Here is a 26,375-nt window from a genome sequence, read left to right on the forward strand (position 1 = left end):
TCCGAATACGGATTAAAATGAAATTGTCCTTAGCTAAGACGGTCACACCCACGACTTAAAATGGGCATCAATCTAAACATCCATTCGGAGGAATTAAATATGACAATTAAAACAAAACATAGACAAGGTGGATACTCTGTCGCAACTGCATCACAATATGTGAAACCTACAAAACCTATTCATAGTTTGAGCACGGAACTTGAGCCACAGCAACTCTTTGAGGATGGAAAGCCTACTGGCGAAATCATCGCTTACAAGGCAACCTTCATACAAGAAGGACTCGAACCGTTCCAAGTTAAGTTTGAAGACAAAATAAAGCTACCTGATTTCATGAGTTTGATTCAATTCGATAACCTTCAAGCCGTTGAAGTACGCTACAACGTTTACTTTAAAGCAGATGGTATTAAGGAGGTCAAATAATGGTATCTAAAACAGATGCCGTCTTGCAATCATACTTGCTCCAGAGCCTTAATATGGCTCTTGGAGCCTTGATGCAAGGCGAAACAAGTTATACCAACAGTTTTAACATTGTCATTCAAGAGGACGGTTTCATCTTCATCCCACGGCTTCCCTGCGCCTATATTTTAGATGATGAGCTCTATAATAAAATTTTCTTGATTGCCAACGCGTCCCTATATCCACATTACACATTGTTGAAGCAAAATGCCACATACTTTGTCCCTCTAAAAACGGATGATATTCATGTTCAGCGAGGACTCTTCTTTCCGTGGAGGGTGGGAATTTCAAAACGATTGGTCATTCCTGACCTTGATAGATACACAACAAGTTTACCAAAAAATCAAATTCCAATTATGGAAAATTTCACTCTCAATCTTGATAAGGTTAATCACATGGCAATCTGTGGGAATAGTGGTTCGGGTAAATCCTATGCTCTCACCTATTTACTGAGTGTACTCAAACATCAATCTGATTTAATTATCGTAGACCCAAAATTTGATACGCCTAGTCGTTGGGCTCGTGAACATCAAATTGCAGTGATTCACCCTGTTGAAAATCGCTCTAAGTCCGACTTTGTATCAGAAATCAATGAGAAATTAAGTCAATGTCTAGAACTGATTCACAAACGTCAAGCAATCCTATACGAGAATCCACGTCATGAATTCAGCCATATGACAATTGTGATTGATGAAGTTCTTGCATTATCCGAGGGAGTCAATAAGACGATTAAAGAATCGTTTTTCTCACTCTTATCTTCTATCGCACTTCTCGGACGTGCTACAAAACTTCATTTGTTACTTGTTTCACAAAGATTCGACCACACTACGATTCCCATTTCTGTTCGTGAACAACTTAATGTCCTCATCCAGATTGGCAACATTAACAAGAAGACAACACAATTTCTATTCCCTGACCTCGACCCAGAAGGTATTGTTATCCCTATTGGGCATGGAACAGGTCTGATTCAAGTGATTGATAACGAACATCCTTATCAAGTGCTTCCACTACTATGTCCAACATATTACACAAAGAAAGGAATTCTTTAATGATGAAAAAATCTTACTTCATGAGGACATTCAACCTCAATATCAATCTAATTCTAGTTTCATTTCTAGCAGGATTTATAGGATGGTCTCTGGATTTTCTATCAAATCAGTTTAAACTAAATCCTCTCAGTTTTTTTGACCTCTCCCAGTTCAATGGCTATTTAGATTTAGGAAGCAAATATTCTTATACAGCAATGTCCTTCCTTTTATTTACACTATTTGTTTCTGTAATATTTGAAATTCTGAATCGATTTCGATTTGATAGTCTATTCAACTATTTTAAGTCCGTATACTTTACATTCAAACTTCGTCAGTTTTTAACGCAACGTGAAAAATCAGAAAAAGTAACAACGATTGACAATCAGAATATAACTACCTTCAATCCCATAAATAGTAGTTTTAATCACTGTGCACATAAGAGTATCGTAGACATACGAAAAGATGATGTGACGGTTTTTGTCAAAGTCCCTAGAGACCAGCAGGGGCAAAAAATTTTGGCTGACATGACCTCTCAACTGAAAGAAGAGGTTTCGAGTCAACATCCTGACTACTACTTTTCAGCACCTAATCGGATTCGTAATAAGCTATGGTTAGTTGGTAAAAAACGATAAAAAGGGGCTATGGCTTGCGTTAAGCAGTAGCCAGATAGCCCCTTCTAGCATTTTCCAAGATAATTGGGGTTACTACGACCCCCAATTATCCTATAATCAGTAATCAGAAAGGCGTATCAAAATGACAAAAGAACAACGCTCTAGCAAGTGGACATTCCTTTTTTACAAAGAAAGTGCCCCTGCTGACTACCTTGAAGTTCTTGAAGAACTACACATCCCCTTCGTCCTGAGTCCTTGGCACGATAAGGATATTAATCGACAAACTGGGGAACTGAAAAAATCTCACAAACACGGAGCTTTCTTCTTTGATTCTCTCAAAAGTTATAAACAAGTTTCTGAGCTAATCAAGGACAAGATGAATGGCCCTGCTCATGTAGAAATCGTACAATCACCCAAAGGACTTTTTGACTACTTCATTCATGCCGAAAATAAGGAGAAAACTCAATATGATATAGATGATATTGAAGTTGGATATGGTTTTAATCTTGATAAATTTCTTGTAGAAAATAACTCAGATGATTTCATGCATGAAGTTGTGGATATTATTGATCAGAATGACTTCACAGAGTTTGAAGAACTCGTCTGGTATGCACGAGCTAATCACACACCACTTCTTGGACTTATCATTGAGCGTACCTACTTTTTTGCTAAGTATTTGGATTCACGTCGATGCAATCCAATGAGAAACCAAGATAAGAAGGAGGATAATAAATGCAAGTGATTCTTCCTGATGAACAGATTCATCAGATTCAACTATTGCTATCAAACCTTATCCAAAAAGAAATTGAACAGCAAATAGAAAAAAATACTTTAAGTTGTCCCTATTTGAACAAACAACAGACTTGCGACTATTTAGGAATTTTCAACAATACTCTTGATTCATGGATTCAAAAGGGGCTTCCATCAATCAAAATTGGAAAAACAATTCGATTCCACAAAGACGCTATTGACCGCTGGCTAAACAGTAACAACTAGAAAAATCAAGATTTTTATTTTATAATGGTCATGATATTTTCTGGTTCGATATAAAGGAGAATATCATGACTATCAGTAAGACAAAAAACGGAACTTACCGCTTAAAAGTCTATATACCATTAGAAGCACGAATGCCTCTTGGTATCGTTAACAATAACTATTATGATAAGAGATTTAAAACAAGAAAAGAGGCACGACAAGCAGAGATAGACCTACTGACGAAGCTAAACCAAATTGAAGATAACGTCTTTTCGGGACTAGGAAAAGAAGATATTCTTTTCTCGGACTTCTATAATAATATTTGGTGGGAATCCTACAAAGCAGGACAAACTACATCTACTTCGAAGCCACCAAGCAGGTCAACAATTGCTAATACCAAAACATGTTTTGAAAAGCATATACTACCACTTCTTGGCAACTATACGATTCAATTTTTAAACCAAAATAAACAGGTTATTCTAAATTTGATGACGGCAAAAGCCAACGAATATGCCAACTTCAAAACTTTACGAAGTTACGTTATTTCTATTTTTGATTGGGCAGAAGAACTTGAATATATTGAAGCAAATAGAGTTGCAAAAACTTTAAGACGAATTAAGGCTGTTAAAAAAATTCAACTTGCAGAATCAAAACGTGATGAAGATTTATATTTAACTCATGAGCAACTCCAAGAATGGTTCTCAGCTTTTAAAGAAGATTTAGAAAACGATAAAATATCACTCAAAGATTACGTCCTTTTCTATCTCACTTTTTTCCTTGGAGATAGAAAATCAGAAACATAGGCTCTCCAGTGGAAACATATCGACTTTTCAAAATCTCAGATTCAGTTAATTCAGGCTTTAGATAGATATGGACAAGTAAAATCTACCAAAGGAAATAAAAAAACTATATTTTCTATTTCTAGCGACTTGCTTCAACTTCTAACCTTATGGAAAAAACAACAAAAATATGAACTAGCAAAGTTTGGTATCATCACTAATCCAGAACAATTCATCTTCACTTACATAGATACCAGAGGAAATATCAATAAACCTTTACACTCTGACTATCTCAATAATAAGATGAAAACTATCAGAAAGCGACACCCAGAGCTTACACACGCTACACCACATAAACTACGTCATACGGGAGCAACACTCGCTAAACAGGCAGGAATGAGCTTAGAAGCTATTTCCGAAGCTCTAACACATAGCGACACAGGTACAACACAGATTTATGTCAATACTTCTAATGTAGTCCCTATGGCAGTCGGTGAATTTGCCTTAAAGTCTCTAAAACAATAAGGTTAAAATAAGGTAAACTTTGAGGTGAACTTTTTCAAAAAACATAAAAAAAGCACCCATGAGGTAAACTCTTGAGTGCTTTGAAACGTTGATATAATCGTATTGATTAACGTTTTGAGAATTGTGATGCTTTACGAGCTTTCTTAAGACCTGGTTTCTTACGTTCAACTTTACGTGAGTCACGAGTAAGAAGTCCTGCGCGTTTCAATGAATCGCGGAAGTCTGGGTCTACTTGAAGAAGGGCACGAGCGATACCGTGACGGATAGCCCCTGATTGACCAGCGTATCCACCACCTACAACGTTAACGAAAACGTCGTATGAACCTACAGTTGAAGTAACTGCGAATGGTTGGTTGATTACAAGACGAAGGTCAGCGTGTGGGATGTACTCTTCAACATCTTTTTTGTTAACAGTGATTTTACCAGTTCCTGGAACAAGGCGAACGCGTGCAACAGCGTTTTTACGACGTCCAGTACCTGCATATTGTGCTTGTGACATACTTTATTGTTCCTTTCCTTAGATAAGTCCTGAAATATCAAGAACTTCTGGTTGTTGTGCAGCGTGAGTGTGCTCAGCTCCAACGAATACTTTCAATTTCATACCTTGAGCGCGGCCAAGAGTATTGTGTGGAAGCATACCTTTAACTGATTTTTCGATCAAACGTACTGCATTTTTAGAACGAAGTTCACCAGCAGAGATTTGTTTCAATCCACCTGGGTGGTTTGAGTGAGTGTAGTAGATCTTATCAGTTGCTTTTTTACCAGTCAATTTAACTTTTTCAGCATTGATAACGATTACGAAGTCACCTGTATCAGTGTGTGGTGTGAATGTTGGTTTGTTTTTTCCGCGAAGTACGCTAGCAACAACAGCTGAAAGGCGTCCAAGAGGTACATCAGTTGCGTCAACAACGTACCATTTGCGTTCTACTTGGCCTGGTTTAGCCATGAATGTAGTTTTGTTCATGATTTCTCCTATATGAATATCGTTTTTGTTTACAGGGCGGATGTTCCGGTCCGCGGGGTATTTGAAAGGTTCCGGGGCCTTACAAATGGGGTAAACAATACCGTCTACTATCATACCAAATTTTACTACTAAAAGTCAATAGATATGAAAAATAATTTTCCCGATTTGACCTTTAAAATATCACAAAAACCTCGTGAAAACGAGGTTTCTACTACTATTTGTAAGCCAAGGCACGTTTAAAGCTTTTCCATAGACCTAAGTCATCTGTCTGAAGGACTAGGCTGGCATACATGCGTCCGATAAAGGCTGTTGCAGTCACTGCAAAAACGACTGTAATCCCTAGTGAAATCCAAGCTTCTAAATCACTTGCATAACCATTGATGGCTCTAAATGGCATAAAGAAGGTCGAGATGAAAGGAATATAGGAACCAATTTTCAAAACCAAATTGTCTCCTGCAGCACCTAGAGAAGTCACACCGACAAATCCTGCTATAATCAAGATCATCAATGGCGACAAGGCCTTTCCTGAATCCTCAGGGCGAGAAACCATAGAGCCTAGAAAGGCTGCTAAAACAACGTACATAAAGAGGCTAACCAAGACAAACAATAAGGTATTGAGCGAGAAGGCCTCTCCTATATGGTTTAAAATACCAGATTGTGCCAAGATTGGTAGGTCTTTAAAGAGCAGAATGGCAGCCAGCCCACCTACGACGTAAATGCCAATATGAGTCAAAATCACAAGAAGTAGAGCCAGCATGCGAGCGTAGAAATAATGACTTGCTCGGATACTAGAGAAGACCACCTCCATGATTTTGGTTCCTTTCTCGCTAGCTACTTCCTGAGCAGTGACACTAGCATAAGTAATCAAGATCATATAAAGGAAGAAACCAAGCCCTGCGGCCGCAATGGTTTGGACCATCTTTTTGTTTTCCTTAGATTCGTCAATCTTCTCAGTAAAGTCAACAGTTTGAGCCAGCCGTTTTTCCTGCTCTTGGGACAAATTAGCCGCCGAGCGATTGAGTTGGTATTGAAGCTCATTGAGTTTATTGGTTACTGCTAGCTTGATGCCTGTTTCAAGAGAAGTTTCACCATGGTAAACGGCTTTGATGACACTATCCTCTTGATCAATGGTTAGGTAACCCTTGATTTTTTCATCCTTGATAGCAGCTTGGGCACTGGCTTCATCCTTATAATCAAAGTTGATACCATTGGTACCCTTGAGCCCTTCTTCCACAGATGGTACAGTTGTTACTACTGCTATCTTACTATTCTTGGCCATAGAAGACCCTTGGAGAAAGCCGATTCCTACAGATAAGGCTAAAAAGAGGAACGGCGAAATCACCATAAAGAAGAAACTCCATGACTTAACATGTCGAAGATAGGTTTCCTTCATTACAACCCACATATTTCTCATACTTCCACCCCTGATTCTAGTTTAAAGATTTCATCGATTGTTGGAGCTTGTTGGTCAAAGGTCGCGATGTATTGACCTTGAGTGAGGATTGGGAAAAGTTCTCTTCCAGCGCTCTCATCATCTAGGATTAATTTCCAACTACCTTGCTTGGTTAAACTCACCTGTTTGACATGAGGAAGACTTTCCAGTTCTTCCTTGCTTCGTTCACTTGAAACAAAGAGACGTGTTTTCCCGTATTGATTGCGAACATCCTGAACTGGTCCATGCAAGACCACACGCCCATCACGAATCATCAAGATATCATCGCAAAGTTCCTCAACATTGGTCATGACATGGTCAGAAAAGATAATGATTGCACCACGCTCTTTTTCTTTTAAGATGACCTGCTTGAGCAGTTCAGTATTGACTGGATCCAGTCCACTAAAAGGCTCATCCAGAATAATCAAGTCTGGTTCATGGATTAGAGTAATAATCAGTTGGATTTTCTGCTGATTCCCTTTTGAGAGACTCTTGATTTTGTCGGTCAACTTGCCCTTCACTTCCAATTTCTTCATCCATTGAGGGAGTTTTTCCTTGACCTCCTTGGCATCCATGCCCTTTAGAGTCGCTAGGTAGCGAACTTGTTCAAGGACGGTCAGCTTGGGCATGAGGCTGCGTTCTTCAGGCAAATAACCTATACGAGCGTAAGTTTCCTGACGAATCTCCTGCCCATCCAGACTGATCTCTCCTTGATACTCTAAAAATTTCAACATACTGTGGAAAATCGTTGTTTTCCCAGCACCATTTTTTCCGACCAGCCCTAGAATCCTTCCTGGACTTGCCTGAAAATCGACACCAAACAAGACTTGCTTGGAACCGAAACTTTTCTCTAGATTTCTTACTTCTAGCATCTTCCACCTCCGAAATATGTTGCACTTATTATACTCCTTTTTGACAGCCTTTACAACGATTTATGTCCATTTCTAACATGATAATTTATAGTAAATAATATCGTCTCTAAGGATTTTAAGTGCTTCAGCGATAGCTTTAGTATAACTCATTAAAGACTGTCTGGGAGAATTTTTCCTCAACTGTTGCTTTTTATTCCTGAACTGGCATTTTAAGAATTTAAAAATCCACCCCGAAGGATGGATTGATGGTTTAACGTACTTCTGCATGGACTTTTTCTTCGAGAGAAGTTTGGATTTTTTCCATGTAACGTGCGACTTCTTCGTCCGTTAAGCTGTCTTCTGGATTTTGGAAGGTCAAGCTATAGGCCATTGACTTCATACCAAGTCCCAATTTTTCGCCTGAGAAGACGTCAAATAGTTTGATATCTGTCAAACGTTTCACGCCGGCAGCTTGGATAGCATCCACAACTTCTTGATGAGTGACTTCTGCCTTAAGGAGAAGGGCAACATCACGGCTGACTGCTGGGAATTTAGTAATTTCCACAAATGGAGCAGCTGGTTGAAGTGCTGCTTCGATGGCTGAAAGGTTAAGCTCAGCTACATACGTTTCTGGAATATCGTAATCCTTAGCAGTGACTGGATGCACTTGGCCAAGGAAACCAAGAACTTGGTCGCCGAGTGAAATCACGGCTGTACGTCCTGGGTGGAGACTTGCAATCTCAGCTGTTGCTGTATAGGTCACTTCTAGTCCCAAGCGATCAAAGAGCGCTTCAAGGATTCCCTTAGCATAGAAGAAATCAACTGGAACTGCTGCCGTTTGGAAATCTTTTTCAGCAACCAAGCCGGTTAAGGCAAAGGCAAAGCTATTGATCTCATTTGGTAGATCTTCTTTTGGATTGCCTGTTTGTTCAAAGACTTTTCCAATCTCATAAAGAGCCAAGTTTTTGTTCTTACGAGCCACGTTGTAGGCCACTGTATCAAGAATACCTGAGACCATATTTTGACGGAGAACGGAACGGTCCACTGTCATTGGCCACATGAGTTCTGTAAGGTTACTTGGTTGAGCTGTAAACTCAACTGCTTTTTCAGGAGTTGTCAGAGCGTAGGTGATAATTTCTGTCAAACCTGCTCCTTCAGCAATGGTACGAACTTGGCGACGAAGTTTCTGTGTCGCTGTCAATTCACCTGCTGTACCATCGTCTTTTGGAAGACTGGTTGGCAAACGGTCATATCCATAGATACGGGCGATTTCTTCAAAGAGGTCAGCTTCGATAGTGATATCCCAACGACGACGGGGTACGCTGACTGTAAAGCTTTCTGCATTGCCAGAAAGGCCAAAGCCAAGACGACGGAAGACATCTTCCACATCAGCATATGAAAGCTCCGTACCAAGGACGCGGTTAACGTCTGCAAGGGTTGAAGAAACTTCCACATCAGAAGTATCAAGCTGGCCTGCTGAAACGATGCCCTTACGCACCGTAGCACCTGCAAGTTCTGCAATCATGCTAGCCGCCGCATCAAGGGCTTCGTTAACAGTTGCCACGTTAATCCCTTTTTCAAAGCGAGAAGATGATTCCGAACGAAGGTTGAGGCGTCCGCTAGTCTTGCGGATGGATTTACCATTGAAAACAGCCGCTTCAAGGACAACACGACTAGAATTTTCAGAGATTTCTGTTGCTTGACCACCCATAACACCTGCAAGGGCTACTGGCTTGTCTGCGACAGTGATGACTAAGTCATTTGTTTCCAAGTCACGCTCTTCACCATCCAAGGTCACAAATTTTTCACCAGCACGCGCTTCACGCACACGGATGTCAGTCCCTTCAAAGGTATCCAAGTCAAAGGCATGCATCGGTTGACCAAAGTAAAGCAGGATGTAGTTGGTTACGTCTACGACATTGTTAATTGGACGGATACCTTCGTTCATAAGGAGGTTTTGCAACCATTGTGGACTTGGTGCGATGGTCACATTATCCAAGATACGGGCCGCATAGTAAGGCGCCTTATCTGTTTCAATCCCTACAGAAAGAGCATCTCCTGCACCTTCATTTGTTTCTGTTAAACTGAATTCTTTAAAGCTAACTGCCTTGTCATAGATGGCTGCCACTTCGTGCGCTACTCCACGCATAGATAGAGCATCTGCACGATTTGGTGTGATAGAAAGTTCGATGATTTCATCATCCAAGTCTAGGTATGAGAAGACTTCCTCACCTGGAACGGCATTTTCTGGCAAGATTTGAATGCCATCTGCGAATTCCTTTGGCACAACAGAGTCAGAAATTCCCAATTCACCAAGGGAACAGATCATTCCAAGTGACTCCAAACCACGGATTTTCCCTTTTTTAATCTTGTAGTTGTCAGCGATACGAGCTCCTGGAAGAGCTACCATGACCTTGATTCCAGCACGTACATTCGGTGCACCACAAACGATCTGACGGGCTTCTTCTTCGCCAACGTTAACCTGACAGACATGCAAGTGTGTTTCTGGCACATCTTCGCAAGACAAGACCTCACCGACGACAATTTTTGAGAGACCGGCAGCCGGTGATTCGACACCTTCGACCTCAATCCCTGTAGTTGACATTTTCTCAGCCAACTCTTGTGATGGCACATCAATGTCCACCAATTCTTTTAACCATTTATAAGATACAAGCATAATTCTGATTGTAAGATCTCACCGAATAAGACCTTTTCAATTCCTTTCTTTTTCTTCGAGTCAGTCCTCACCATTCTCATCAAGAGAAAATAACTAGGACTGTATAGGACTGTGTTTTAGGTTTCAATCTTATTTAAACTGTTCTGAGAAGCGGACATCTCCTTGATAGAAGCCGCGGATATCGTTGATTCCGTAACGGAGCATAGCGACACGCTCTTGTCCAAGACCAAAGGCAAAGCCAGAGTAAACAGTCGCATCGATTCCACTCATTTCAAGGACACGTGGGTGAACCATACCGGCCCCCATAATCTCAATCCAACCTGTTTTCTTACATACGTTACAGCCTTCTCCACCACACTTGAAGCAAGAAACATCCACTTCAACAGATGGCTCTGTGAATGGGAAATACGATGGACGCAAACGAATTTGGCGCTCTTCACCAAACATTTTTTGCACAATCAACTGAAGGGTTCCTTGAAGATCTGCCATAGAGATGTTTTTCCCAACAACCAAGCCTTCGATTTGGTGGAATTGGTGACTGTGGGTCGCATCGTCCGTGTCACGACGGAACACACGCCCTGGTGAGATCATTTTCAAAGGACCTTTTGAAAAATCATGAGCATCCATGGCACGCGCCTGAACTGGAGACGTGTGAGTACGAAGCAAGATTTCTTCTGTGATGTAGAAAGTATCCTGCATATCGCGAGCTGGGTGATCTTTTGGAAGGTTCATACGCTCGAAGTTGTAGTAGTCTTGCTCCACTTCAAAACCATCCACGACTTGGTAACCCATCCCAATGAAAATATCTTCGATTTCTTCACTGGTTTGTGTCAAAACGTGACGGTGACCAGTCGCAACTGGGCGACCTGGAAGTGTCACATCGATGCTCTCACTTGCTAGTTGAGCTTCTACTTTCTTTTCTTCCAAGAGCTTAGCTGTTTCTTCAAAAGCAGCTGTCAAGACATCACGCGCTTCATTGACGTGTTTCCCGATGATTGGACGCATCTCAGCAGAGACATTCTTCATGCCTTTGAGGATTTCAGTAAGTGACCCTTTTTTACCAAGGACAGAGACACGCAAGTCCTGCATCTCTTTTTCATTTTCAGCAGTAATCTGCTTCAAGCTAGCCAGCGTTTCTTCGCGAAGCGCTTTTAATTGTTCTTCAATAGTTGACATAATTCCTCCATCAGTCGCTCGTAGATAAAAAGAAAACCACATGCCAAAAACTCCACTCGGAGCGTTGACACGCGGTACCATCCGTTTTCATCTGACAAGTCAGACCTCCATTTCTAAATCCATGCGCAAGTGAATTCACCCAGCTTTCATATAGAGAGCTTGCAGTCACGGCTCTCCTCCCTGATATACTTCCCTTGGGCTACTAGTCTTGCGGATTTCTATTCGATTACTACATAGTTTATCAGATTTTTAGTTAAAAAACAAGTTAGATTAGACTAATTTCAATATAAAACTCGTTCCTTTTTCTGTTTCTCCATTTTCCACAAATCCAAGCGACTTGAAACACCTCCTAGAAGCATGATTGTAGGTGTAGATTTCCTTGACTCTCAATTCTTTCCATCCTTTTACTCGAGCCAATTCAATCAAAGTACTTAGAATCTTTTTTCCAACTCCTCGATGTTGGTAAGCGGAATCCCCAATCACAATGGGGAGATTATCCTGAGATAGTGTAACATCCCCAATTGGAAACCATTCTCCCTTCTCCTTGACTTCAATCCAAAAAAGCTCACCGTGCTGATCCAAATAGGAATACATAGCTTCCAAGGTCGCTGGACTGTAAGGACTCTTCACACCATCTACGAGGTAAACCAAGTTCACATCCTGATACCAAGCAAAAGCTTCCTCACAATGATTGACCTTATAGTAAGGAACAAGACGCAGTGCATTATCTATTTGTAAAATCTGTTTCATCTGCTTCCCTTTTCAAATAAGAGAGTTGCTGCCTGATTAAAACCATCACACCAGTTATACCATTTTGCTTCATACTCATCTTGAGGTAAGATATGATTTTTTAAATCCAGAACAGAGTAAATCTTTCTTTCCTCGCAAGCTTGCGCATAGAGATAATACAGTTCATCGTCACCATCTCTATCCCACTCAGCAGAAATCGTATCTTGACCTAGCAATAAAGCCTGATAAGCCCTGTGATGCCCATCTGTAATCAACAAGCAATCTCCGAACGCAAGAATACTGATTGGAGCAACATTGATTATTTCTGCCGATTGATAAAGTGTCTGGATGCCTTCTAGTTTCTTTTCTGATAAGTATAGTTGAGTCGGATGGAGAGCTTTTATGCTGACTTTCATTTCTTTCTCCTCAAAGGAATTTGATACTCACTTCTGCTTGCCTTTAAATCGCCATTGGAAGCGAAGCTTGTCATAGAAGGGAAATTCGATAAACAGGACTCCCAAGCCCACACAGAGACTGGCAAGAACATCTGATGGATAGTGAACTCCCAGATAAACCCTTGATACTAGCACACTGACTAAGTAGAGACCAAGGACGATTTGTACGATTTTTCTCCAAACCGGATCTTTAATCCGTTGACTGAGAATGACAATCAAAGTCCCTACCATCAGCGTCACTGCCAGAGAATGGCCGCTTGGGAAGGAAAATCCCTTCTCCTCCACCAGATGTAAGATAGCTGGTCGTGGACGCTGGTAGATGTTTTTAAAGGTCACGATTAAGAGACCGGCTAAGGCTAGATTACCCGCCATGAAGTAGCTTTCTATCTTCCACTGCTTACGATAAAAGATAAAGACTGCAATGGCAACCCAGGTGATGATTACTGGGATATCAATCAAATGCGTAAGCGCACGGAATAGAACTGTCAAATAATCTGGCAAGTTCCCACGAAGAGCAGTCTGAATCGGTTGATCAAAACCGACCAACGTTTCAGGATAGAACTTAACCATATAGCCAAGAAGGACGAAAAGTAAAAGGGCAAAACTGCCCTTCATTAAAAATGTTTGTTTATCTCTCATAATGTTTTAAGGTTGGTTTCAAGAGGACGTATAACAACCAGAATGAAACGGCAAAGATGATACCTTCAATCAGGTTAAAAGGTAAAACCATGGTCATCAAGTAGTTAGAAAGTCCTATAATTTCTCTAATATCAAAGTTGGCAAACTGCGCGTATAAAGGAACCGCATAGACATAGTTGAGAACCAACATGGCAGCAGTCAATCCAATAGTTCCCGCCAGAGATGCTAGTAGGAAACGAAGGGTGCTGCGTTCCTTTTCCCAAATCAAACCAAAAGCGATAACAAAAACTCCCAAGGCTACGATATTCATTGGCAAGCCAATGTAAGTATTCACTCCCTGGCTATTGAGAAGCAACTTCAAGAGTGATCGCAGCAAGAGAATTCCTAGAGCAGCAGGCAAGTCCATGACCACTAAGCCCACAAGGACTGGCAAGATACTAAACTCGATCTTGAGGAAGGTCGCCGCTGGCAAGAGCGGAAAGTCAAAATACATCAGCACAAATGAAATGGCTGATAAAATCGCAATGGTCGAAAGTCGACGTGTGTTTGTCATAACAGGTTCCTCCAATTTTCTATAAAATCAGAAGAAGTTGGAAAGGATCCCTCTATCTATTCTCACTTTTTATATCCCAAAAGTTCCCCCTCACTCTTTTGAGCAAGCGGTTGCAATTTATCTATAAACTCATCCGAACAGACAAAGCTATTCTTTCGTCTTCTCCCATCCAGACTATACTGTCGGTTGTGGAATCGCACCACATCAGCTTGCGCTCGCGGACTTCTTTAACTAAGATATGTTGGATTAATCTAGGCGTCGCAGTCGAAGATAATACTTAAAGTATATCGAGACAAGACAACGACGAGAAAGCTAAAATAGCTAGTCAAATTTACCGCCGGTCGGGAATTACACCCTGCCCTGAAGACCCTTTAATCATAACAAAAAACGCTTGCAAGTGCAAGCATTTTGTTTATTTCAATTTATCCGCTTCATAGGTGTGAACGAGCTCAAGACCTGCAAAGTTCTGCTGGCGGAGGGCTTCATAAACAATCATGCAGACGGTATTCGAAACATTGAGACTGCGGACATGTTCATCGTTCATAGGAATACGGAGAGCTTTCTCAGGATGGTCTCGCATAAAGTCCTCAGGCAAGCCCTTGTCTTCACGTCCAAAGAGAAAATAATGGTCTTCGTCCGTCGATAAATCTGCTTCAGAATAGACCTTTTCCGCAAATTTTGAAATCAGATAGAGTTTACCCTTCATCTGAGACATGAAATCTTCCAAACTATCATAAAAATGAATCTCTAACTTATCCCAATAATCCAAACCAGCCCGCTTCATCTTGCGGTCATCAATCGGAAATCCCATCGGTTTGATAATGTGAAGGGGAGAATTGGTCGCAGCGCAAGTACGCGCAATGTTACCTGTGTTTTGTGGAATCTGAGGTTCAAATAATACAATGTGATTTGTCATGACGGGTTTCCTTTTATCATTGCAAAAAAATAGCCACACTGCCCGGAGTCAAGCTCAGCAAACAGCGTGGTTAAGGCATCGTTAACTTACCTCACAACAGGTTTGAAGTAAATCAGCGAAACTACTTTCTTAGTATAACACTTTCAGAATCATTGTCAATAGAAATGACTTGATTTTTTTACTTTTTTTGATGATATTTTCATGTTTGGTCATTTCCTTTCTGAAAAGGGATAGTAAGAGAGTAATATCACTCCAAATCGGAGACATCGTTATAGAAATTAAGCAAATGTAGCTTCAAAACTTGAAAAAGGCCTTTCTTCCCTTAAAAATCGCCTTAGCAAGTGCATTTTTTGCTAAAAAAGGGTATGATAGTTACATCATGAAAAAGTAGGTTTTTTATATGAAAATTGTCCTTGTTGGTGGAGGGAAAGTTGGTTTCGCCCTCTGTCGTTCACTGGTTGCAGAAAACCATGACGTTGTCCTCATCGAACAAGATGAGGCTGTCCTCAATCACATTGTCAGTCGCTATGATATCATAGGTCTCCTTGGAAATGGGGCTGACTTTGCCATCTTGGAGCAAGCCAGTGTTCAAGAGTGCGATATCTTTATCGCCCTAACCGAATACGATGAAGTGAATATGATTTCAGCGGTACTTGCTAAAAAAATGGGGGCTAAAGAAACCATCGTTCGGGTACGAAATCCTGAATACTCCAATGCCTATTTTAAAGAGAAAAATATTCTTGGATTCTCACTTATCGTTAACCCAGAACTCCTAGCAGCGCGTGCGATCTCAAATATCATTGATTTCCCTAATGCCCTCTCTGTCGAACGATTTGCTGGAGGTCGGGTTAGCTTGATGGAGTTTGTGGTCAAAGATGCTAGCGGTCTTTGCCAGATGCCCATTTCAGAATTTCGGAAAAAATTTGATGTGATTGTGTGTGCTTTAGAGCGCAACCATGAGTTGATCATTCCAGGAGGTGAAATGACCCTTCAAGATAAGGATCGCATCTTTGTTACAGGAAATCGGGTCGATATGATGCGCCTACACAATCATTTTAAAGCTCGGACTGTTAAGAGCTTTCTGATTATCGGAGCAGGGAAAATTGCCTACTATCTCGTCGGCATCTTGAAAGACAGCCGGATTGACACCAAGGTTATCGAAATCAATCCTGAAAGAGCCCGTTTCTTTAGTGAAAAATTCCCAAATCTCTATATCGTTCAGGGAGATGGGACAGCCAAAGATATCTTACTAGAAGAAAGTGCTCCTCACTACGATGCGGTCGCAACCTTAACTGGGGTGGACGAAGAAAACATCATCACCTCCATGTTCCTTGACCGTGTTGGCGTCCAGAAAAACATCACCAAGGTCAACCGGACCAGTCTCCTAGAAATTATCCATGCACCTGATTTTTCAAGTATCATCACGCCAAAAATCATCGCAGTGGATACCATTATGCACTTTATCCGAGGTCGGGTTAATGCCCAATACTCAGACCTTCAAGCCATGCACCATCTTGCAAACGGCCAGATTGAAACCCTACAATTCCATATCAAGGAAGCTAATAAAATGACTGCCAAGCCTCTTTCTCATCTGAAATTGAAGAAAGGTATTCTCATCGCAGCCATTATTCGTAAAGGAAAAACAATCTTCCCGACCGGAGAGGATACGCTGGAGGTCGGAGACCAATTACTGGTAACCACCTTACTACCAAATATCACCAAAATCTATGATTTGATTGAGAGGTAAGAAATGAATAAAAGTATGATTCGTTATCTCCTCTCCAAACTGCTCTTGATCGAGGCTGTTCTCCTCCTAGTTCCTGTCAGCATAGCGACCTATTACCGAGAATCTAGCCAAGTATTTACAGCTCTTTTTACTACGATTGGAATTTTAGTCCTTCTCGGTGGTCTAGGCGTTTTACGGAAACCGAAAAATCAACGGATTTATGCCAAGGAAGGGGTTTTAATTGTTGCCCTCTGTTGGATTCTCTGGTCTTTCTTTGGTGGCCTCCCCTTTGTCTTTTCAGGACAAATCCCCAGCGTCATCGATGCCTTCTTTGAAATCAGTTCTGGATTTACGACTACAGGAGCAACTATCTTGAACGATGTTTCCGTTCTCACTCGTTCCCTCCTCTTCTGGCGAAGTTTCACCCACTTGATTGGAGGGATGGGGGTACTCGTCTTTGCACTTGCCATTATGGACAATGCCAAGAATAGTCACTTGGAGGTGATGAAGGCTGAGGTCCCTGGACCCGTCTTTGGCAAGGTCGTATCCAAGCTAAAAAACACTGCCCAGATTCTCTATCTGCTTTATCTGGCTCTCTTCTCCCTTTTTGTGGTTATCTACTATCTAGCAGGCATGCCTCTCTATGATAGTTTTGTCATCGCTATGGGAACGGCAGGAACTGGGGGCTTTACCGTCTATAACGACGGAATTGCCCACTATGGTAGCTCACTCATCACCTATCTAGTTAGTATCGGAGTGTTGGTTTTTGGGGTTAACTTCAATCTCTACTACTACCTCATGCTCCGTCGGGTTAAGGCTTTCTTTGGAGATGAAGAACTACGAGCATATATCATCATTGTCCTAGTTTCTACAGGCTTGATTACGCTTAATACACTCCACCTCTATCAAGGTGTCTCTAAGAGTGTTGAAATGGCCTTCTTCCAGGTTTCCAATATCATCACGACAACAGGTTTTGGTTACGGAGATATTACCAACTGGCCCCTCTTCTCCCAATTTATCCTCCTCTTCCTCATGGGAATCGGTGGATCAGCTGGCTCAACTGCAGGTGGTCTTAAGGTGATCAGAGGACTTATCCTCTCTAAAATCGCAAAAAATCAGATTTTGTCCACTTTATCCCCTCACCGTGTTTTGACTCTACACGTCAATAAAACTGTGATTGATAAGGATACCCAGCACAAAATTCTTAAATATTTTGCTATCTATATGATGATTATTCTCTCTCTCATCTTTATCGTCAGTCTTGATAGCAATGATTTTCTAGTCGTGACCAGTGCGGTCTTCAGCTGTTTTAACAATATCGGACCTATTCTAGGTACAACCTCGAGTTTTTCCATCTTTAGTCCCATCTCTAAAATCCTCCTCTCCTTTGCAATGATTGCAGGTCGCTTAGAGATATACCCCATTTTGCTACTCTTTATGAAACGTACCTGGTCTAAACGCTAATGATAATACAATTCCCCTTTTACAAGCAAGTAAAAGGGGATTTTTTCTATTAAAAATGAGAAGACCTTTCGGTCCTCTCCTAATTTGTTTATTCTTTAAGAGCTTTCTTGTAACGAGCAAGTTCTGCTTGATTGGCCCAAACATAGTGACCTGGACGAATTTCTATCATAGATGGCTTGTCTGTCTCATAGTCATGTTGGTCAGGATCGTAAACTTTCAAGACCTTCTTGCGTTCCAAGATTGGATCTGGAATCGGTACAGCAGATAGAAGCGCTTGAGTGTATGGGTGGACAGGATTGTTAAACAACTCCTCTGTCTCCGCCACTTCGACGATAACTCCCTTATAGATAACTGCGATACGATCTGAGATAAAGCGAACAACTGACAAGTCATGCGCGATAAAGAGATAAGTCAAGCCCAACTCTTTTTGGAACTTCTTGAGCAAGTTCAAGACTTGCGCACGCACTGATACGTCCAAGGCTGAAATTGGCTCATCCGCAATAACGAAATCAGGTTCCATCACAAGGGCACGGGCAATCCCAATACGCTGGCGTTGACCACCAGAAAACTCGTGTGGATAACGGGTCAAGTGTTCTTTCAAAAGTCCAACTTCATGGATCATCTTTTGAACTTTTTCTTTACGATCTTCTTCATCTTTGAACAGATGGTAGTTGTAAAGACCTTCAGAGATGATATAGTCAACTGTTGCACGCTCATTCAAGCTCGCTGCAGGGTCCTGGAAAATCATCTGGATACGACGGATCAAGTCTGATGACTCCTTATGAGATTTTTTCCCATTAATCTTATGACCATCAAAGATGATTTCACCTTTACTAGTATTATTTAGACCAATAATAGCACGACCAATGGTTGTTTTCCCACTACCAGACTCACCAACAAGAGAGAAGGTTTCTCCCTTGTTGATAAAGAAGTTGGCGTTTTTAACCGCGACAAACTTCTTACTTCCTTCACCGAAGGAAATTTCTAAATCTTTAATTTCTACTAATTTTTCAGACATTTCCTTCCTCCTAGTCTTCTAGATGAGCAAAGCCCATTTTATCACGAATCTTGTCATGCAAATCTGCAATGACTCCAGGTTTTTCAACTTTAGGAGCATTCTCATGAAGCAACCAAGTCTTAGCCCAGTGGGTATCAGTGACTGAAAACTTAGGTGCCTTCTCTTCAAAATCAATTTGCATCGCATAATCTGAACGAAGGGCAAAGGCATCACCTTTCAACTCAGTATAAAGAGACGGTGGTGTTCCTGGGATAGAGTACAATTCCCCTTTATCATCAGCAAGCTGTGGCAAGCTAGACAAGAGACTCCAAGTATATGGATGACGTGGATCGTAGAAGACTTCCTCAACAGTACCGTATTCTACAATTTCACCAGCATACATAACCGCTACCTTATCGGCAATACTTGCTACCACACCAAGGTCATGGGTGATAAAGATAATAGTAAAGTGGTACTCATTTTGTAAAGTTTTAAGCAAATCAATGATTTGCGCTTGAATGGTTACATCAAGGGCCGTTGTCGGCTCGTCACAGATTAAGATATCTGGACGACAGGCAAGAGCAATCGCGATAACGATACGTTGACGCATCCCTCCAGAATATTGGAAAGGATACTCATCAAAACGTTTTTCAGCGTCTGGAATTCCGACCTTGTTCATATAGTCGATTGCCATCTCTTTGGCTTCCTTAGCTGTTTTCCCTTGGTGTTTAACGATAACTTCAGTGATTTGGCTACCGATTGTATTGATTGGGTCCAAACTTGTCATAGGATCTTGGAAGATGGTCGCAATTTTAGCGCCACGAATCTTCTCCCATTCCTTGTTAGAAGTAAGAGCAGTCAAGTCTTGTCCACGATAGTCGATGCTTCCTTGGGCAATACGTCCATTGTCTTCTAACATCCCTGTAAAGGTTTTTGTTAAAACAGATTTACCAGAACCGGACTCACCTACCAAGGCAAGAACTTCTCCTTCAATCAAGTCTAGAGAAACTCCTCGGATAGCCGTTAGAACTTTGTCACGAACGTCAAATTCCACGACAATATCACGAGCAGTCAAAATTATATCTTTTCCTTTTATCATGTCTACTCCTATCTATGTGTACGTGGATCACTAGCATCCGCTAGGTTTTGACCAACAACGAAAAGAGATAGGGATACCAAGATCAAGGTTGTCAACGGAATCCAGAATAAGTAAGCGTTGGTCGTAACGTTTTGTGAGTAATCTGAGATCAAACGTCCCAAACTTGGCACTGTTACAGGCAATCCCAATCCAAAGAAGGAAAGGAAGGCTTCATAAGAGATGAAGCTTGGCAACATCAAGGTCATTGTAGAAACAATAACAGATACCAATTGCGGCATGATGTTTTTAACAATGATTTTAAAGGTTGGTGTTCCAAGTGTTTGAGAAGCAAGGTTGTATTCCAAGTCACGGTAACGCATGATTTGGATACGAATCATATAAGCAATCCCAATCCAAGTTGTCACACTCATAGCAAAAATCAAATTCCAGAAACCAGCACCAATTGAGTAAGTCAAGACAATGACAATCAAGAGAGATGGAATGTTTGAAATAATGTTATAAACTTCCATCATGACACGGTCAACGGATTTTGAAATCCCCCAAATTCCACCAACAATAACCCCGATCACAAGGTTGATAAAAGTGGCAATTACAGAGATAAGAATTGAATTACGCGCACCAAACCAAACCCCATCAAACAAGGATTTACCATTGCTATCTGTACCAAACCAATGTTCAGCATTGGGCTTGATAAAACGAGCAGAGAAGTCATTGACCTTACTTACATCGTTGAAATCAAAATCTGAGAACATTGGGTAAATAAAGCTCATCAAGATAATGGCAACCAAAATTCCTAGCATAAAGACGGTTGATTTTTTCTTTAGAAATTGTCTAAATACAGAACCCCAGTATGAATAGGCAGGAGCATCAATTGTTTCAGAGGCAAAATCGTCACGTTTTACGAACTGAAATTTTTCTTTATCGATTGTTGACATTATTTGCCTCCTTTCTCTGTCAATTTAATACGTGGGTCAAGCATGGTCATCCAGATATCTCCTACAAAGAGTGAGAAGATAGAAATACATGTGAAGATGAAGACAAGACCAACTACCATTGAGTTGTTTGATGCCTTAACAGAGTCAATCAACATTTTACCCATACCTGGGAAGGCGAAGACTGTTTCTGTCAATGTTGCACCACCAATAACTCCGATTACGGCACCAGGAATACCTGAAACCAAAGGAACCATGGCATTTTTAAAGATGTGTTTATTTGAAATTTCTTTTTCAGACAAACCTTTGGCACGAGCAAAACGTACAAAGTCCTGAGATTGCAAGTCGATCATGTAACGACGAATCCAGATAGCTGTACTTGGCGCACCCAACAAACCTAGAATGACTGCTGGTAAGACATAAGAACGCCAATCTCCAGCACCCAAAATAGGGAATGAGTCAGGCAGACCAATTGATGATCCAATCAAGCGGACGATATAAACCAAGGCAATCGTTGGAAGGGCAAGCAAGAAGGTCAGAGCACCTGTCGAGAAGCTGTCAATCCAAGTATTTTTGTGGCGAGCCATAGCAGATCCAAGTGGAATCGCAATCGCATACGAAATAATCAAACCAATCAAACCAGCAACCGCTGAACTTGCAATCATTGATGGGTATTGGTAATTGCTTTCTGTAGCTGTATATGGATCGTCTTTACCATAGTTGGCTACCTCACGCGCGTCTGCTTGACTTGGAGATTTGTAGGTACGAGAGTAAATATCTACAGATGAAGTCTTTTTACCCATAGGGAATTGAACTTCTGATGTCTTAGTTTGTCCCTGACCTTGTGTGATAACTTGAAGCACTGGTGTGTTTGCATAAGTTGGGTAAGAGTCACCCAAGTTGATGTTCACAAAGTTTTGGTGTACAAATGGGAATTGATTGTTGAAATACAAAAGGTATTTATGTTTTGTACCTGAACCAACCAATGACCAACCAATAGCAGGGTCATTTTCAAAACGAAGATAACGTTGCAAGTTTGGATTTTCAGGGTCTTGAATCTTGTTTGGATGATCAATGTCAATCAAGTTCGCATAGAATTTGAAAACACGTTCAAAAATCGGAATTTCACGCGTAGCATAGAATTGACCACTTTCTGAGAATACACCTAGCGTCCAACCATTTCCTAGTTGGTTGATGTATTTTTCGTAGATTGCCTTGTTGGTATCATTGGCATCTACTGTTACAGATGAGTCCATCGTGCTCGCTCTTTCTTGCAACTCTTTGGTATCGTAGTACTCGATATAGCCCATCCGTTCATAAACGGTATTTTCATAATTATCCCGCTTGTCCGGCGTCGTTGCAATCTTGTTATAGTTGGTATCCTGCTTGAAAATCAATTTTCGAGGAACCATCGTATAAATTATTGTGTAAGTCAAAGTTGTCACCAAGAAAATAGACAACAATGAACGCAATACACGCATAAAAATATATTTCTTCATATCGTTTCCTTTTAAAATCCCAAAAGAACCTTCTCCTCATGGAGAGAAAGTTCTCTTGAGAGTTATTTATTTAACGTGATTAGCCAATTCTTTTTGAACTTTTTCGTTTGATTCTTTTTTCTCTTTGAGCCATTTTTCACGAGCTTGTTCATAGTCAGCTTTTGTTACAACCTTATCTTGTAACTGAATATACTTGAAGTATACGTCTGAGCCCTTATCTCCAGATTGGCTGTATGATGCTGTGAATGGTACAACACGAGAAATGAATGGTGCAGCACCACTTGATGACATAGCTGGCAAGAAGAGGGAGCTGTCTGTCAACCAAGCTTGAGCAGCCGCATATTTTTCATAACGCACATTCAAGTCATTGGTTTCTTTTGCAGCTTCATCAACTAACTTGTCGTATTCTTTCAAACCAACTTGGGCAGCTGCTGCATTTGCTGGATCATCATAACCCATGTAAGTTTTTGTTTGTTCGCTGTTAGTTGTTTTCAAGATATCAAGGTAAGTTGATGGATCTTCATAGTCTGGGCTCCATCCAACTGCTCCTGAGAGATCCCAATCTTCTGCTGCAGCGTTTGCGGCATAGTATGTGATATTGTGCAACTCATCTTTAGAAATTTGTTGAATATCAATGACTACGTTTCCTTCACCAAGTACTGTTTCAACGGATTGTTTGAAGGATTGAATACGAGCAATAAGACCCTTATTTGTTTGGTCAACTGGAATATCCAAGTGGATAGGGAATTTTACACCTTCTGCTTCCAAAGCAGTCTTAGCTTTGGCAAATTCAGCTTTGGCTTTATCGGCGTTGAAGAGTCCATCTTGACCATCCGCAAAGTTAACATTCTTCCACTCATCACCGTAAGCAGCCATCTTTTCAGTTACCAAGTCACCGAAAGTTTTTTCACCTGCAGAGACAAAACCTGGTTTCACAAAGAGGTTACGAACTGCAATAGGAGCACCTTCTTTACCATTAATTTGTGCTGAGTAAGAAGTACGGTCAAAGGCGAAGTTCAAAGCCTGACGGAAGTCCTTGTTAAGAAGGGCTTTCTTGGTAGAAGTCTTCTCTTCATCAGTTGTTTTAGAAGTGTATTTGTAACCTTGACGGTCAATATTCACACCCAAACCAGCAATACCAGGTCCTGATGGAGTGTAGTAGATATTGTCTTTGTATGTTTCTTCTACCTTAGAGTAGTTTGAACTTGTTGGGAAGAGACGAGCATAGCTATAGGCTCCACTTGTAAAGTTACGTTCAATTGACTCTTGGTCTGATCCATCATAGAAAGCAAGGGTTACTTTATCAATGTGAACATTATCTTTGTCCCAGTAATTTTCATTCTTAGCGAATTCAATAGAAGATTTAGCAGTCAAACCTTTCAGTAAGAACGGACCATTGTAAAGCAATGATGTAGGGTCAGTTGCTTTGGCAAAGTCAGCCCCTTTTGATTTTTCAAAATCTTCGTTCAATGGCCAGAAGATTGAGTAGGCTAGCTTAGAGTTCCAGTATGGTTCTGGTTTGTTCAAAGTGTATTCAAGGGTATAATCATCAACTGCCTTTACACCTACTGAAGAAAAGTCTTTATTGTTTCCAGCTTTATAGTCAGCTAGACCTTTAACTGAATCTTCTGCTAGATAAAGTGCTTCAGACTTGTTATCAGTTGCGTGTTTCAAGCCATTTACAAAGTCTTTGGCTTTTACTTCAGCATACTCTTCGCCATCTGATGTAAACCATTTGACACCTTTACGAATCTTGTAGGTATAAGTCAAACCATCTTTTGAAACTGACCAGTCTTCTGCAACTGCAGGGACTAGGTTCCCATACTTGTCGTTTGTGAAAAGACCATCGATACCATTTGAAGTGGCAACCTTAGTACTTTGTTTCCCTGAAATGAGGTAATCCAAAGTTTCTGGGTCAGCTGAATAAATATAGCCATAATTTTTTGGCGCTGTAGAATCAGATGATTTTGAAGAACCACAAGCAGCTAAAACGCCAGTTGCTAATAGGGCAATTCCTGCTGCGACAAATACTCTACTTTTTTTCATATTGTTAACTCCTCTTTGAAAAATTTAGGCTTATTGGAAATTATAACATATATCTTTTAAAAAGTAAACGAATTTTCAGAATATTTAGGCGCATTTCTTCAAAAAACTTCTATTTGTCAAAATTCTACACTCTTTGTTTGCTATCTAGGTGATTAGATGGCAATTTTACAGCCTGTGAAGACTGATTCCCAGACTTTCTCTCTCGGTTTTAAAGTCTATCATAAAAAGGGAAAGTTTCCTAAATTGGATTTTCGGTTAAGAAACTATTGACGTAGAATCATTTTCAAGGTATAATAATAAACGTTGAGGCGGTATAGCCAAGTGGTAAGGCACGGCTCTGCAAAAGCTTGATCGTCGGTTCAAATCCGTCTACCGCCTTATAGTAAACCAAAAGACTCCTCGTGAGTCTTTTTTCTTATAAATGGGAGCTTGAGCACCTGATGGTGACTCAAGCTCCTTTATTCTGTTTCTTCTTCATTTTCTATTTCAGTGATTTGAACCTTCACCTTAGTGACACGTCCGTTTTTCACCTTGTCGTTGGTCAGGACGACTTGCTTGTTTTGACTGACCAGTTGGTAACTGATTTTCTCAGTGGTTGGAATCGTTCCAACACCCGTCAAATAATAACCGGCGATGGTATCCACATCATCGCTTTCTAGTTCGACACCAAAGTAGTTATTGAAGTCGTTAAGATTCATGGTTCCCTGTGCAATATAGGTGTCCTCACCGATTTGATGGACTTCAATTTCTGCTCGGTCTGTCTCGTCGTCGATTTCTCCGACAATCTCCTCCAGCAGGTCCTCCAGTGTGACCAGACCAGCCATACCACCATATTCATCGAGCAAAATGGCCATCTGTCTCTGAGTATTTCGCAATTCTTTTAGCAAGTCATCCACAAAAATAGTTTCCGGGACAAAGAGTGGATCTTGTAAGATCCTCTTCCAGACAATATTGTCAAAACCATCCACAAAGGCCGCATTAAGAAGACTCTTGGTGTGAATAATCCCAATCACATTGTCCTTATCCCCATCATAAACTGGGATACGGGAAAAGTTCTGTTTTAAAATACTTTGGATAATGGTTTGACTATCATCCTGAATATCCACCATAAAGGCATCTGTCCGAGGAACCATGACTTCTCTTGCCATCAGTTCATCTAGAGAGAAAATCCCTTGCAACATCTCGATTTCGTCTGCATCCAAGGTTTCCTCACTCTTGGTCAACATGTACTCAATTTCATCTCGAGTCATTTTTTCATCCGCATCATCAAAGGTCATTGGTGTTAAACGACTCAAGAGATTGGTTGAAGCAGATAACAACCAGACAAAGGGACTGACAATCTTCCCAAGTCCAATAATTATCGGAACAGAACGAATGGCTAAGGCATCTTTGAGATTGAGGGCAATCCGTTTAGGATAGAGTTCACCAAAAACAATAGAGATGTAGGTCAAGAATGCCAAAGAGAGGAAACTTGCAATGGCATAAGCTGTTTCTCCATTCCCCATCCAAGAGGCAATTACTTGTCCAAGTGTAGCTGCCAATTTTGCCCCTGACAAGATCGTGATCAAGGTGATACCGACTTGAATGGTTGATAAAAAGTGATTAGGGTTTTCAAGTACCTTTAGCAAACGGATATAGCGTTTATCGCCTTCTTCTGCTTTTTGCTCTACTCGGGCACGATTTAGTGACACCATAGCCATTTCTGTAGCTGAGAAAAAGGCATTTAAAAAGGTCAATACAACTAAAAGTACAAATTGCAGTAACAAATCCTGACTGCTCGGGTCTTCCATGGTCTTTCTCCTAAAATAGTATCTTGTGTTCCATTATATCATAAATCGGCCTAGGA

General features: G+C 40.9%; 23 protein-coding genes, 1 tRNA gene, 2 pseudogenes and 1 riboswitch. Of the genes and pseudogenes, 9 read left to right on the forward strand and 17 right to left on the reverse strand.

What is annotated here, in order from left to right; translation table 11 throughout:
- The first annotated feature begins 99 nt into the window (after positions 1-99).
- The 6 genes and pseudogenes from MK409_RS07465 to MK409_RS07490 all read left to right on the forward strand — a co-directional run bounded on the left by MK409_RS07465 (position 100) and on the right by MK409_RS07490 (position 4,374).
- Positions 100-420 carry a hypothetical protein gene (locus MK409_RS07465; protein WP_268705872.1) on the forward strand — a complete coding sequence of 107 codons (321 nt, stop codon included), beginning with the start codon at positions 100-102 and terminating at the stop codon, positions 418-420.
- Positions 420-1,505, forward strand: coding sequence for an AAA family ATPase (locus MK409_RS07470; protein WP_268705873.1), 1,086 nt, complete (start codon positions 420-422; stop codon positions 1,503-1,505). Before MK409_RS07465 ends, MK409_RS07470 begins: the two co-directional genes overlap by 1 nt.
- Positions 1,505-2,116 (forward strand): hypothetical protein, encoded by a 612-nt coding sequence (locus MK409_RS07475; protein ID WP_018364574.1) that lies wholly within the window; start codon positions 1,505-1,507, stop codon positions 2,114-2,116. The genes MK409_RS07470 and MK409_RS07475 overlap by 1 nt, the downstream gene beginning before the upstream one ends.
- A 121-nt stretch (positions 2,117-2,237) precedes the next feature.
- Complete coding sequence (locus tag MK409_RS07480) at positions 2,238-2,837, forward strand: replication protein (protein WP_268705874.1); 600 nt, start codon at positions 2,238-2,240, stop codon at positions 2,835-2,837.
- Positions 2,828-3,091 (forward strand): helix-turn-helix domain-containing protein, encoded by a 264-nt coding sequence (locus MK409_RS07485; protein ID WP_268705875.1) that lies wholly within the window; start codon positions 2,828-2,830, stop codon positions 3,089-3,091. The genes MK409_RS07480 and MK409_RS07485 overlap by 10 nt, the downstream gene beginning before the upstream one ends.
- 65 nt (positions 3,092-3,156) lie before the next feature.
- A pseudogene (locus MK409_RS07490) lies at positions 3,157-4,374 on the forward strand (site-specific integrase).
- 106 nt (positions 4,375-4,480) lie between these two features.
- Here MK409_RS07490 and rpsI read toward each other — a convergent pair.
- From rpsI to MK409_RS07545, 11 genes and pseudogenes are all read right to left on the reverse strand, one after another.
- Positions 4,481-4,873, reverse strand: coding sequence for a 30S ribosomal protein S9 (rpsI, locus tag MK409_RS07495; RefSeq protein ID WP_000075973.1), 393 nt, complete (start codon positions 4,871-4,873; stop codon positions 4,481-4,483).
- Between the two features lie 18 nt (positions 4,874-4,891).
- Positions 4,892-5,338, reverse strand: coding sequence for a 50S ribosomal protein L13 (rplM, locus tag MK409_RS07500; RefSeq protein WP_001044624.1), 447 nt, complete (start codon positions 5,336-5,338; stop codon positions 4,892-4,894).
- 214 nt (positions 5,339-5,552) lie between these two features.
- Positions 5,553-6,752, reverse strand: coding sequence for an ABC transporter permease (locus tag MK409_RS07505; RefSeq protein WP_268705876.1), 1,200 nt, complete (start codon positions 6,750-6,752; stop codon positions 5,553-5,555).
- Entirely contained in the window at positions 6,749-7,642 is an 894-nt protein-coding gene (locus tag MK409_RS07510) for an ABC transporter ATP-binding protein (protein WP_268705877.1), read from the reverse strand. The genes MK409_RS07505 and MK409_RS07510 overlap by 4 nt, the downstream gene beginning before the upstream one ends.
- A gap of 250 nt (positions 7,643-7,892) precedes the next feature.
- The gene (gene pheT, locus MK409_RS07515; RefSeq protein ID WP_268705878.1) at positions 7,893-10,298 is read right to left on the reverse strand and encodes a phenylalanine--tRNA ligase subunit beta; all 2,406 of its coding nucleotides are present in this window, start codon (positions 10,296-10,298) and stop codon (positions 7,893-7,895) included.
- Between the two features lie 129 nt (positions 10,299-10,427).
- Positions 10,428-11,474: a phenylalanine--tRNA ligase subunit alpha gene (pheS, locus tag MK409_RS07520; protein WP_268705879.1), complete on the reverse strand. Its 1,047-nt coding sequence runs from the start codon at positions 11,472-11,474 to the stop codon at positions 10,428-10,430.
- Positions 11,475-11,744: 270 nt separating this feature from the next.
- Positions 11,745-12,194, reverse strand: coding sequence for a GNAT family N-acetyltransferase (locus tag MK409_RS07525; RefSeq protein ID WP_247931604.1), 450 nt, complete (start codon positions 12,192-12,194; stop codon positions 11,745-11,747).
- A gap of 4 nt (positions 12,195-12,198) precedes the next feature.
- Positions 12,199-12,619 (reverse strand): annotated as a pseudogene (locus MK409_RS07530) (chromosome partitioning protein ParB).
- 27 nt (positions 12,620-12,646) lie between these two features.
- Positions 12,647-13,297 (reverse strand): phosphatase PAP2 family protein, encoded by a 651-nt coding sequence (locus tag MK409_RS07535; RefSeq protein ID WP_268702608.1) that lies wholly within the window; start codon positions 13,295-13,297, stop codon positions 12,647-12,649.
- Positions 13,287-13,850 carry an ECF transporter S component gene (locus tag MK409_RS07540; protein WP_268705880.1) on the reverse strand — a complete coding sequence of 188 codons (564 nt, stop codon included), beginning with the start codon at positions 13,848-13,850 and terminating at the stop codon, positions 13,287-13,289. The genes MK409_RS07535 and MK409_RS07540 overlap by 11 nt, the downstream gene beginning before the upstream one ends.
- Before the next feature lie 153 nt (positions 13,851-14,003).
- Positions 14,004-14,222: riboswitch (FMN riboswitch) on the reverse strand.
- A 40-nt stretch (positions 14,223-14,262) separates the two neighbouring features.
- Entirely contained in the window at positions 14,263-14,766 is a 504-nt protein-coding gene (locus tag MK409_RS07545; RefSeq protein WP_268705881.1) for a tRNA (cytidine(34)-2'-O)-methyltransferase, read from the reverse strand.
- 400 nt (positions 14,767-15,166) lie between these two features.
- On the opposite strand from MK409_RS07545, the gene trkA reads away from it, so the two are divergent.
- Together trkA and MK409_RS07555 are read left to right on the forward strand one after the other, a co-directional pair.
- Positions 15,167-16,513, forward strand: a complete 1,347-nt coding sequence (gene trkA, locus MK409_RS07550; protein WP_268705882.1) for a Trk system potassium transporter TrkA — start codon at positions 15,167-15,169, stop codon at positions 16,511-16,513.
- A gap of 3 nt (positions 16,514-16,516) precedes the next feature.
- The gene (locus MK409_RS07555; RefSeq protein ID WP_268705883.1) at positions 16,517-17,956 is read left to right on the forward strand and encodes a TrkH family potassium uptake protein; all 1,440 of its coding nucleotides are present in this window, start codon (positions 16,517-16,519) and stop codon (positions 17,954-17,956) included.
- An 88-nt stretch (positions 17,957-18,044) separates the two neighbouring features.
- On the opposite strand, the gene MK409_RS07560 is transcribed toward MK409_RS07555, so the two are convergent.
- The 5 genes from MK409_RS07560 to MK409_RS07580 all read right to left on the reverse strand — a co-directional run bounded on the left by MK409_RS07560 (position 18,045) and on the right by MK409_RS07580 (position 24,529).
- Positions 18,045-18,974 (reverse strand): ATP-binding cassette domain-containing protein, encoded by a 930-nt coding sequence (locus tag MK409_RS07560; RefSeq protein ID WP_268705884.1) that lies wholly within the window; start codon positions 18,972-18,974, stop codon positions 18,045-18,047.
- A 10-nt stretch (positions 18,975-18,984) separates the two neighbouring features.
- Positions 18,985-20,052 (reverse strand): ABC transporter ATP-binding protein, encoded by a 1,068-nt coding sequence (locus MK409_RS07565; RefSeq protein ID WP_268705885.1) that lies wholly within the window; start codon positions 20,050-20,052, stop codon positions 18,985-18,987.
- 8 nt (positions 20,053-20,060) lie between these two features.
- The gene (oppC, locus tag MK409_RS07570; protein WP_000103692.1) at positions 20,061-20,987 is read right to left on the reverse strand and encodes an oligopeptide ABC transporter permease OppC; all 927 of its coding nucleotides are present in this window, start codon (positions 20,985-20,987) and stop codon (positions 20,061-20,063) included.
- Positions 20,987-22,483, reverse strand: a complete 1,497-nt coding sequence (locus MK409_RS07575; protein WP_129313689.1) for an ABC transporter permease — start codon at positions 22,481-22,483, stop codon at positions 20,987-20,989. The genes oppC and MK409_RS07575 overlap by 1 nt, the downstream gene beginning before the upstream one ends.
- A gap of 66 nt (positions 22,484-22,549) precedes the next feature.
- A complete protein-coding gene (locus MK409_RS07580) occupies positions 22,550-24,529 on the reverse strand; it encodes a peptide ABC transporter substrate-binding protein (protein WP_268705886.1) in 1,980 nt (659 codons plus the stop codon).
- Positions 24,530-24,836: 307 nt separating this feature from the next.
- Between MK409_RS07580 and MK409_RS07585 the strand changes: the two genes are divergently transcribed.
- A tRNA-Cys gene (locus tag MK409_RS07585) sits at positions 24,837-24,907 on the forward strand.
- An 80-nt stretch (positions 24,908-24,987) separates the two neighbouring features.
- Here the strand turns inward: MK409_RS07585 and MK409_RS07590 are convergent.
- The gene (locus MK409_RS07590) at positions 24,988-26,319 is read right to left on the reverse strand and encodes a hemolysin family protein (protein WP_268705887.1); all 1,332 of its coding nucleotides are present in this window, start codon (positions 26,317-26,319) and stop codon (positions 24,988-24,990) included.
- Between the last annotated feature and the right edge of the window lie 56 nt (positions 26,320-26,375).

Origin of the sequence: Streptococcus oralis, from assembly GCF_026782375.1 — a bacterium.
Classification (GTDB): domain Bacteria; phylum Bacillota; class Bacilli; order Lactobacillales; family Streptococcaceae; genus Streptococcus; species Streptococcus oralis_CL.

Coding starts and splice junctions, on each gene's coding strand:
- MK409_RS07465 (WP_268705872.1), top strand. CDS start 100: ATGACAATTAAAACAAAACATAGACAAGGTGGATACTCTGTCGCAACT.
- MK409_RS07470 (WP_268705873.1), top strand. CDS start 420: ATGGTATCTAAAACAGATGCCGTCTTGCAATCATACTTGCTCCAGAGC.
- MK409_RS07475 (WP_018364574.1), top strand. CDS start 1,505: ATGATGAAAAAATCTTACTTCATGAGGACATTCAACCTCAATATCAAT.
- MK409_RS07480 (WP_268705874.1), top strand. CDS start 2,238: ATGACAAAAGAACAACGCTCTAGCAAGTGGACATTCCTTTTTTACAAA.
- MK409_RS07485 (WP_268705875.1), top strand. CDS start 2,828: ATGCAAGTGATTCTTCCTGATGAACAGATTCATCAGATTCAACTATTG.
- rpsI (WP_000075973.1), bottom strand. CDS start 4,873: ATGTCACAAGCACAATATGCAGGTACTGGACGTCGTAAAAACGCTGTT.
- rplM (WP_001044624.1), bottom strand. CDS start 5,338: ATGAACAAAACTACATTCATGGCTAAACCAGGCCAAGTAGAACGCAAA.
- MK409_RS07505 (WP_268705876.1), bottom strand. CDS start 6,752: ATGAGAAATATGTGGGTTGTAATGAAGGAAACCTATCTTCGACATGTT.
- MK409_RS07510 (WP_268705877.1), bottom strand. CDS start 7,642: ATGCTAGAAGTAAGAAATCTAGAGAAAAGTTTCGGTTCCAAGCAAGTC.
- pheT (WP_268705878.1), bottom strand. CDS start 10,298: ATGCTTGTATCTTATAAATGGTTAAAAGAATTGGTGGACATTGATGTG.
- pheS (WP_268705879.1), bottom strand. CDS start 11,474: ATGTCAACTATTGAAGAACAATTAAAAGCGCTTCGCGAAGAAACGCTG.
- MK409_RS07535 (WP_268702608.1), bottom strand. CDS start 13,297: ATGAGAGATAAACAAACATTTTTAATGAAGGGCAGTTTTGCCCTTTTA.
- MK409_RS07540 (WP_268705880.1), bottom strand. CDS start 13,850: ATGACAAACACACGTCGACTTTCGACCATTGCGATTTTATCAGCCATT.
- MK409_RS07545 (WP_268705881.1), bottom strand. CDS start 14,766: ATGACAAATCACATTGTATTATTTGAACCTCAGATTCCACAAAACACA.
- trkA (WP_268705882.1), top strand. CDS start 15,167: ATGAAAATTGTCCTTGTTGGTGGAGGGAAAGTTGGTTTCGCCCTCTGT.
- MK409_RS07555 (WP_268705883.1), top strand. CDS start 16,517: ATGAATAAAAGTATGATTCGTTATCTCCTCTCCAAACTGCTCTTGATC.
- MK409_RS07560 (WP_268705884.1), bottom strand. CDS start 18,974: ATGTCTGAAAAATTAGTAGAAATTAAAGATTTAGAAATTTCCTTCGGT.
- MK409_RS07565 (WP_268705885.1), bottom strand. CDS start 20,052: ATGATAAAAGGAAAAGATATAATTTTGACTGCTCGTGATATTGTCGTG.
- oppC (WP_000103692.1), bottom strand. CDS start 20,987: ATGTCAACAATCGATAAAGAAAAATTTCAGTTCGTAAAACGTGACGAT.
- MK409_RS07575 (WP_129313689.1), bottom strand. CDS start 22,483: ATGAAGAAATATATTTTTATGCGTGTATTGCGTTCATTGTTGTCTATT.
- MK409_RS07580 (WP_268705886.1), bottom strand. CDS start 24,529: ATGAAAAAAAGTAGAGTATTTGTCGCAGCAGGAATTGCCCTATTAGCA.
- MK409_RS07590 (WP_268705887.1), bottom strand. CDS start 26,319: ATGGAAGACCCGAGCAGTCAGGATTTGTTACTGCAATTTGTACTTTTA.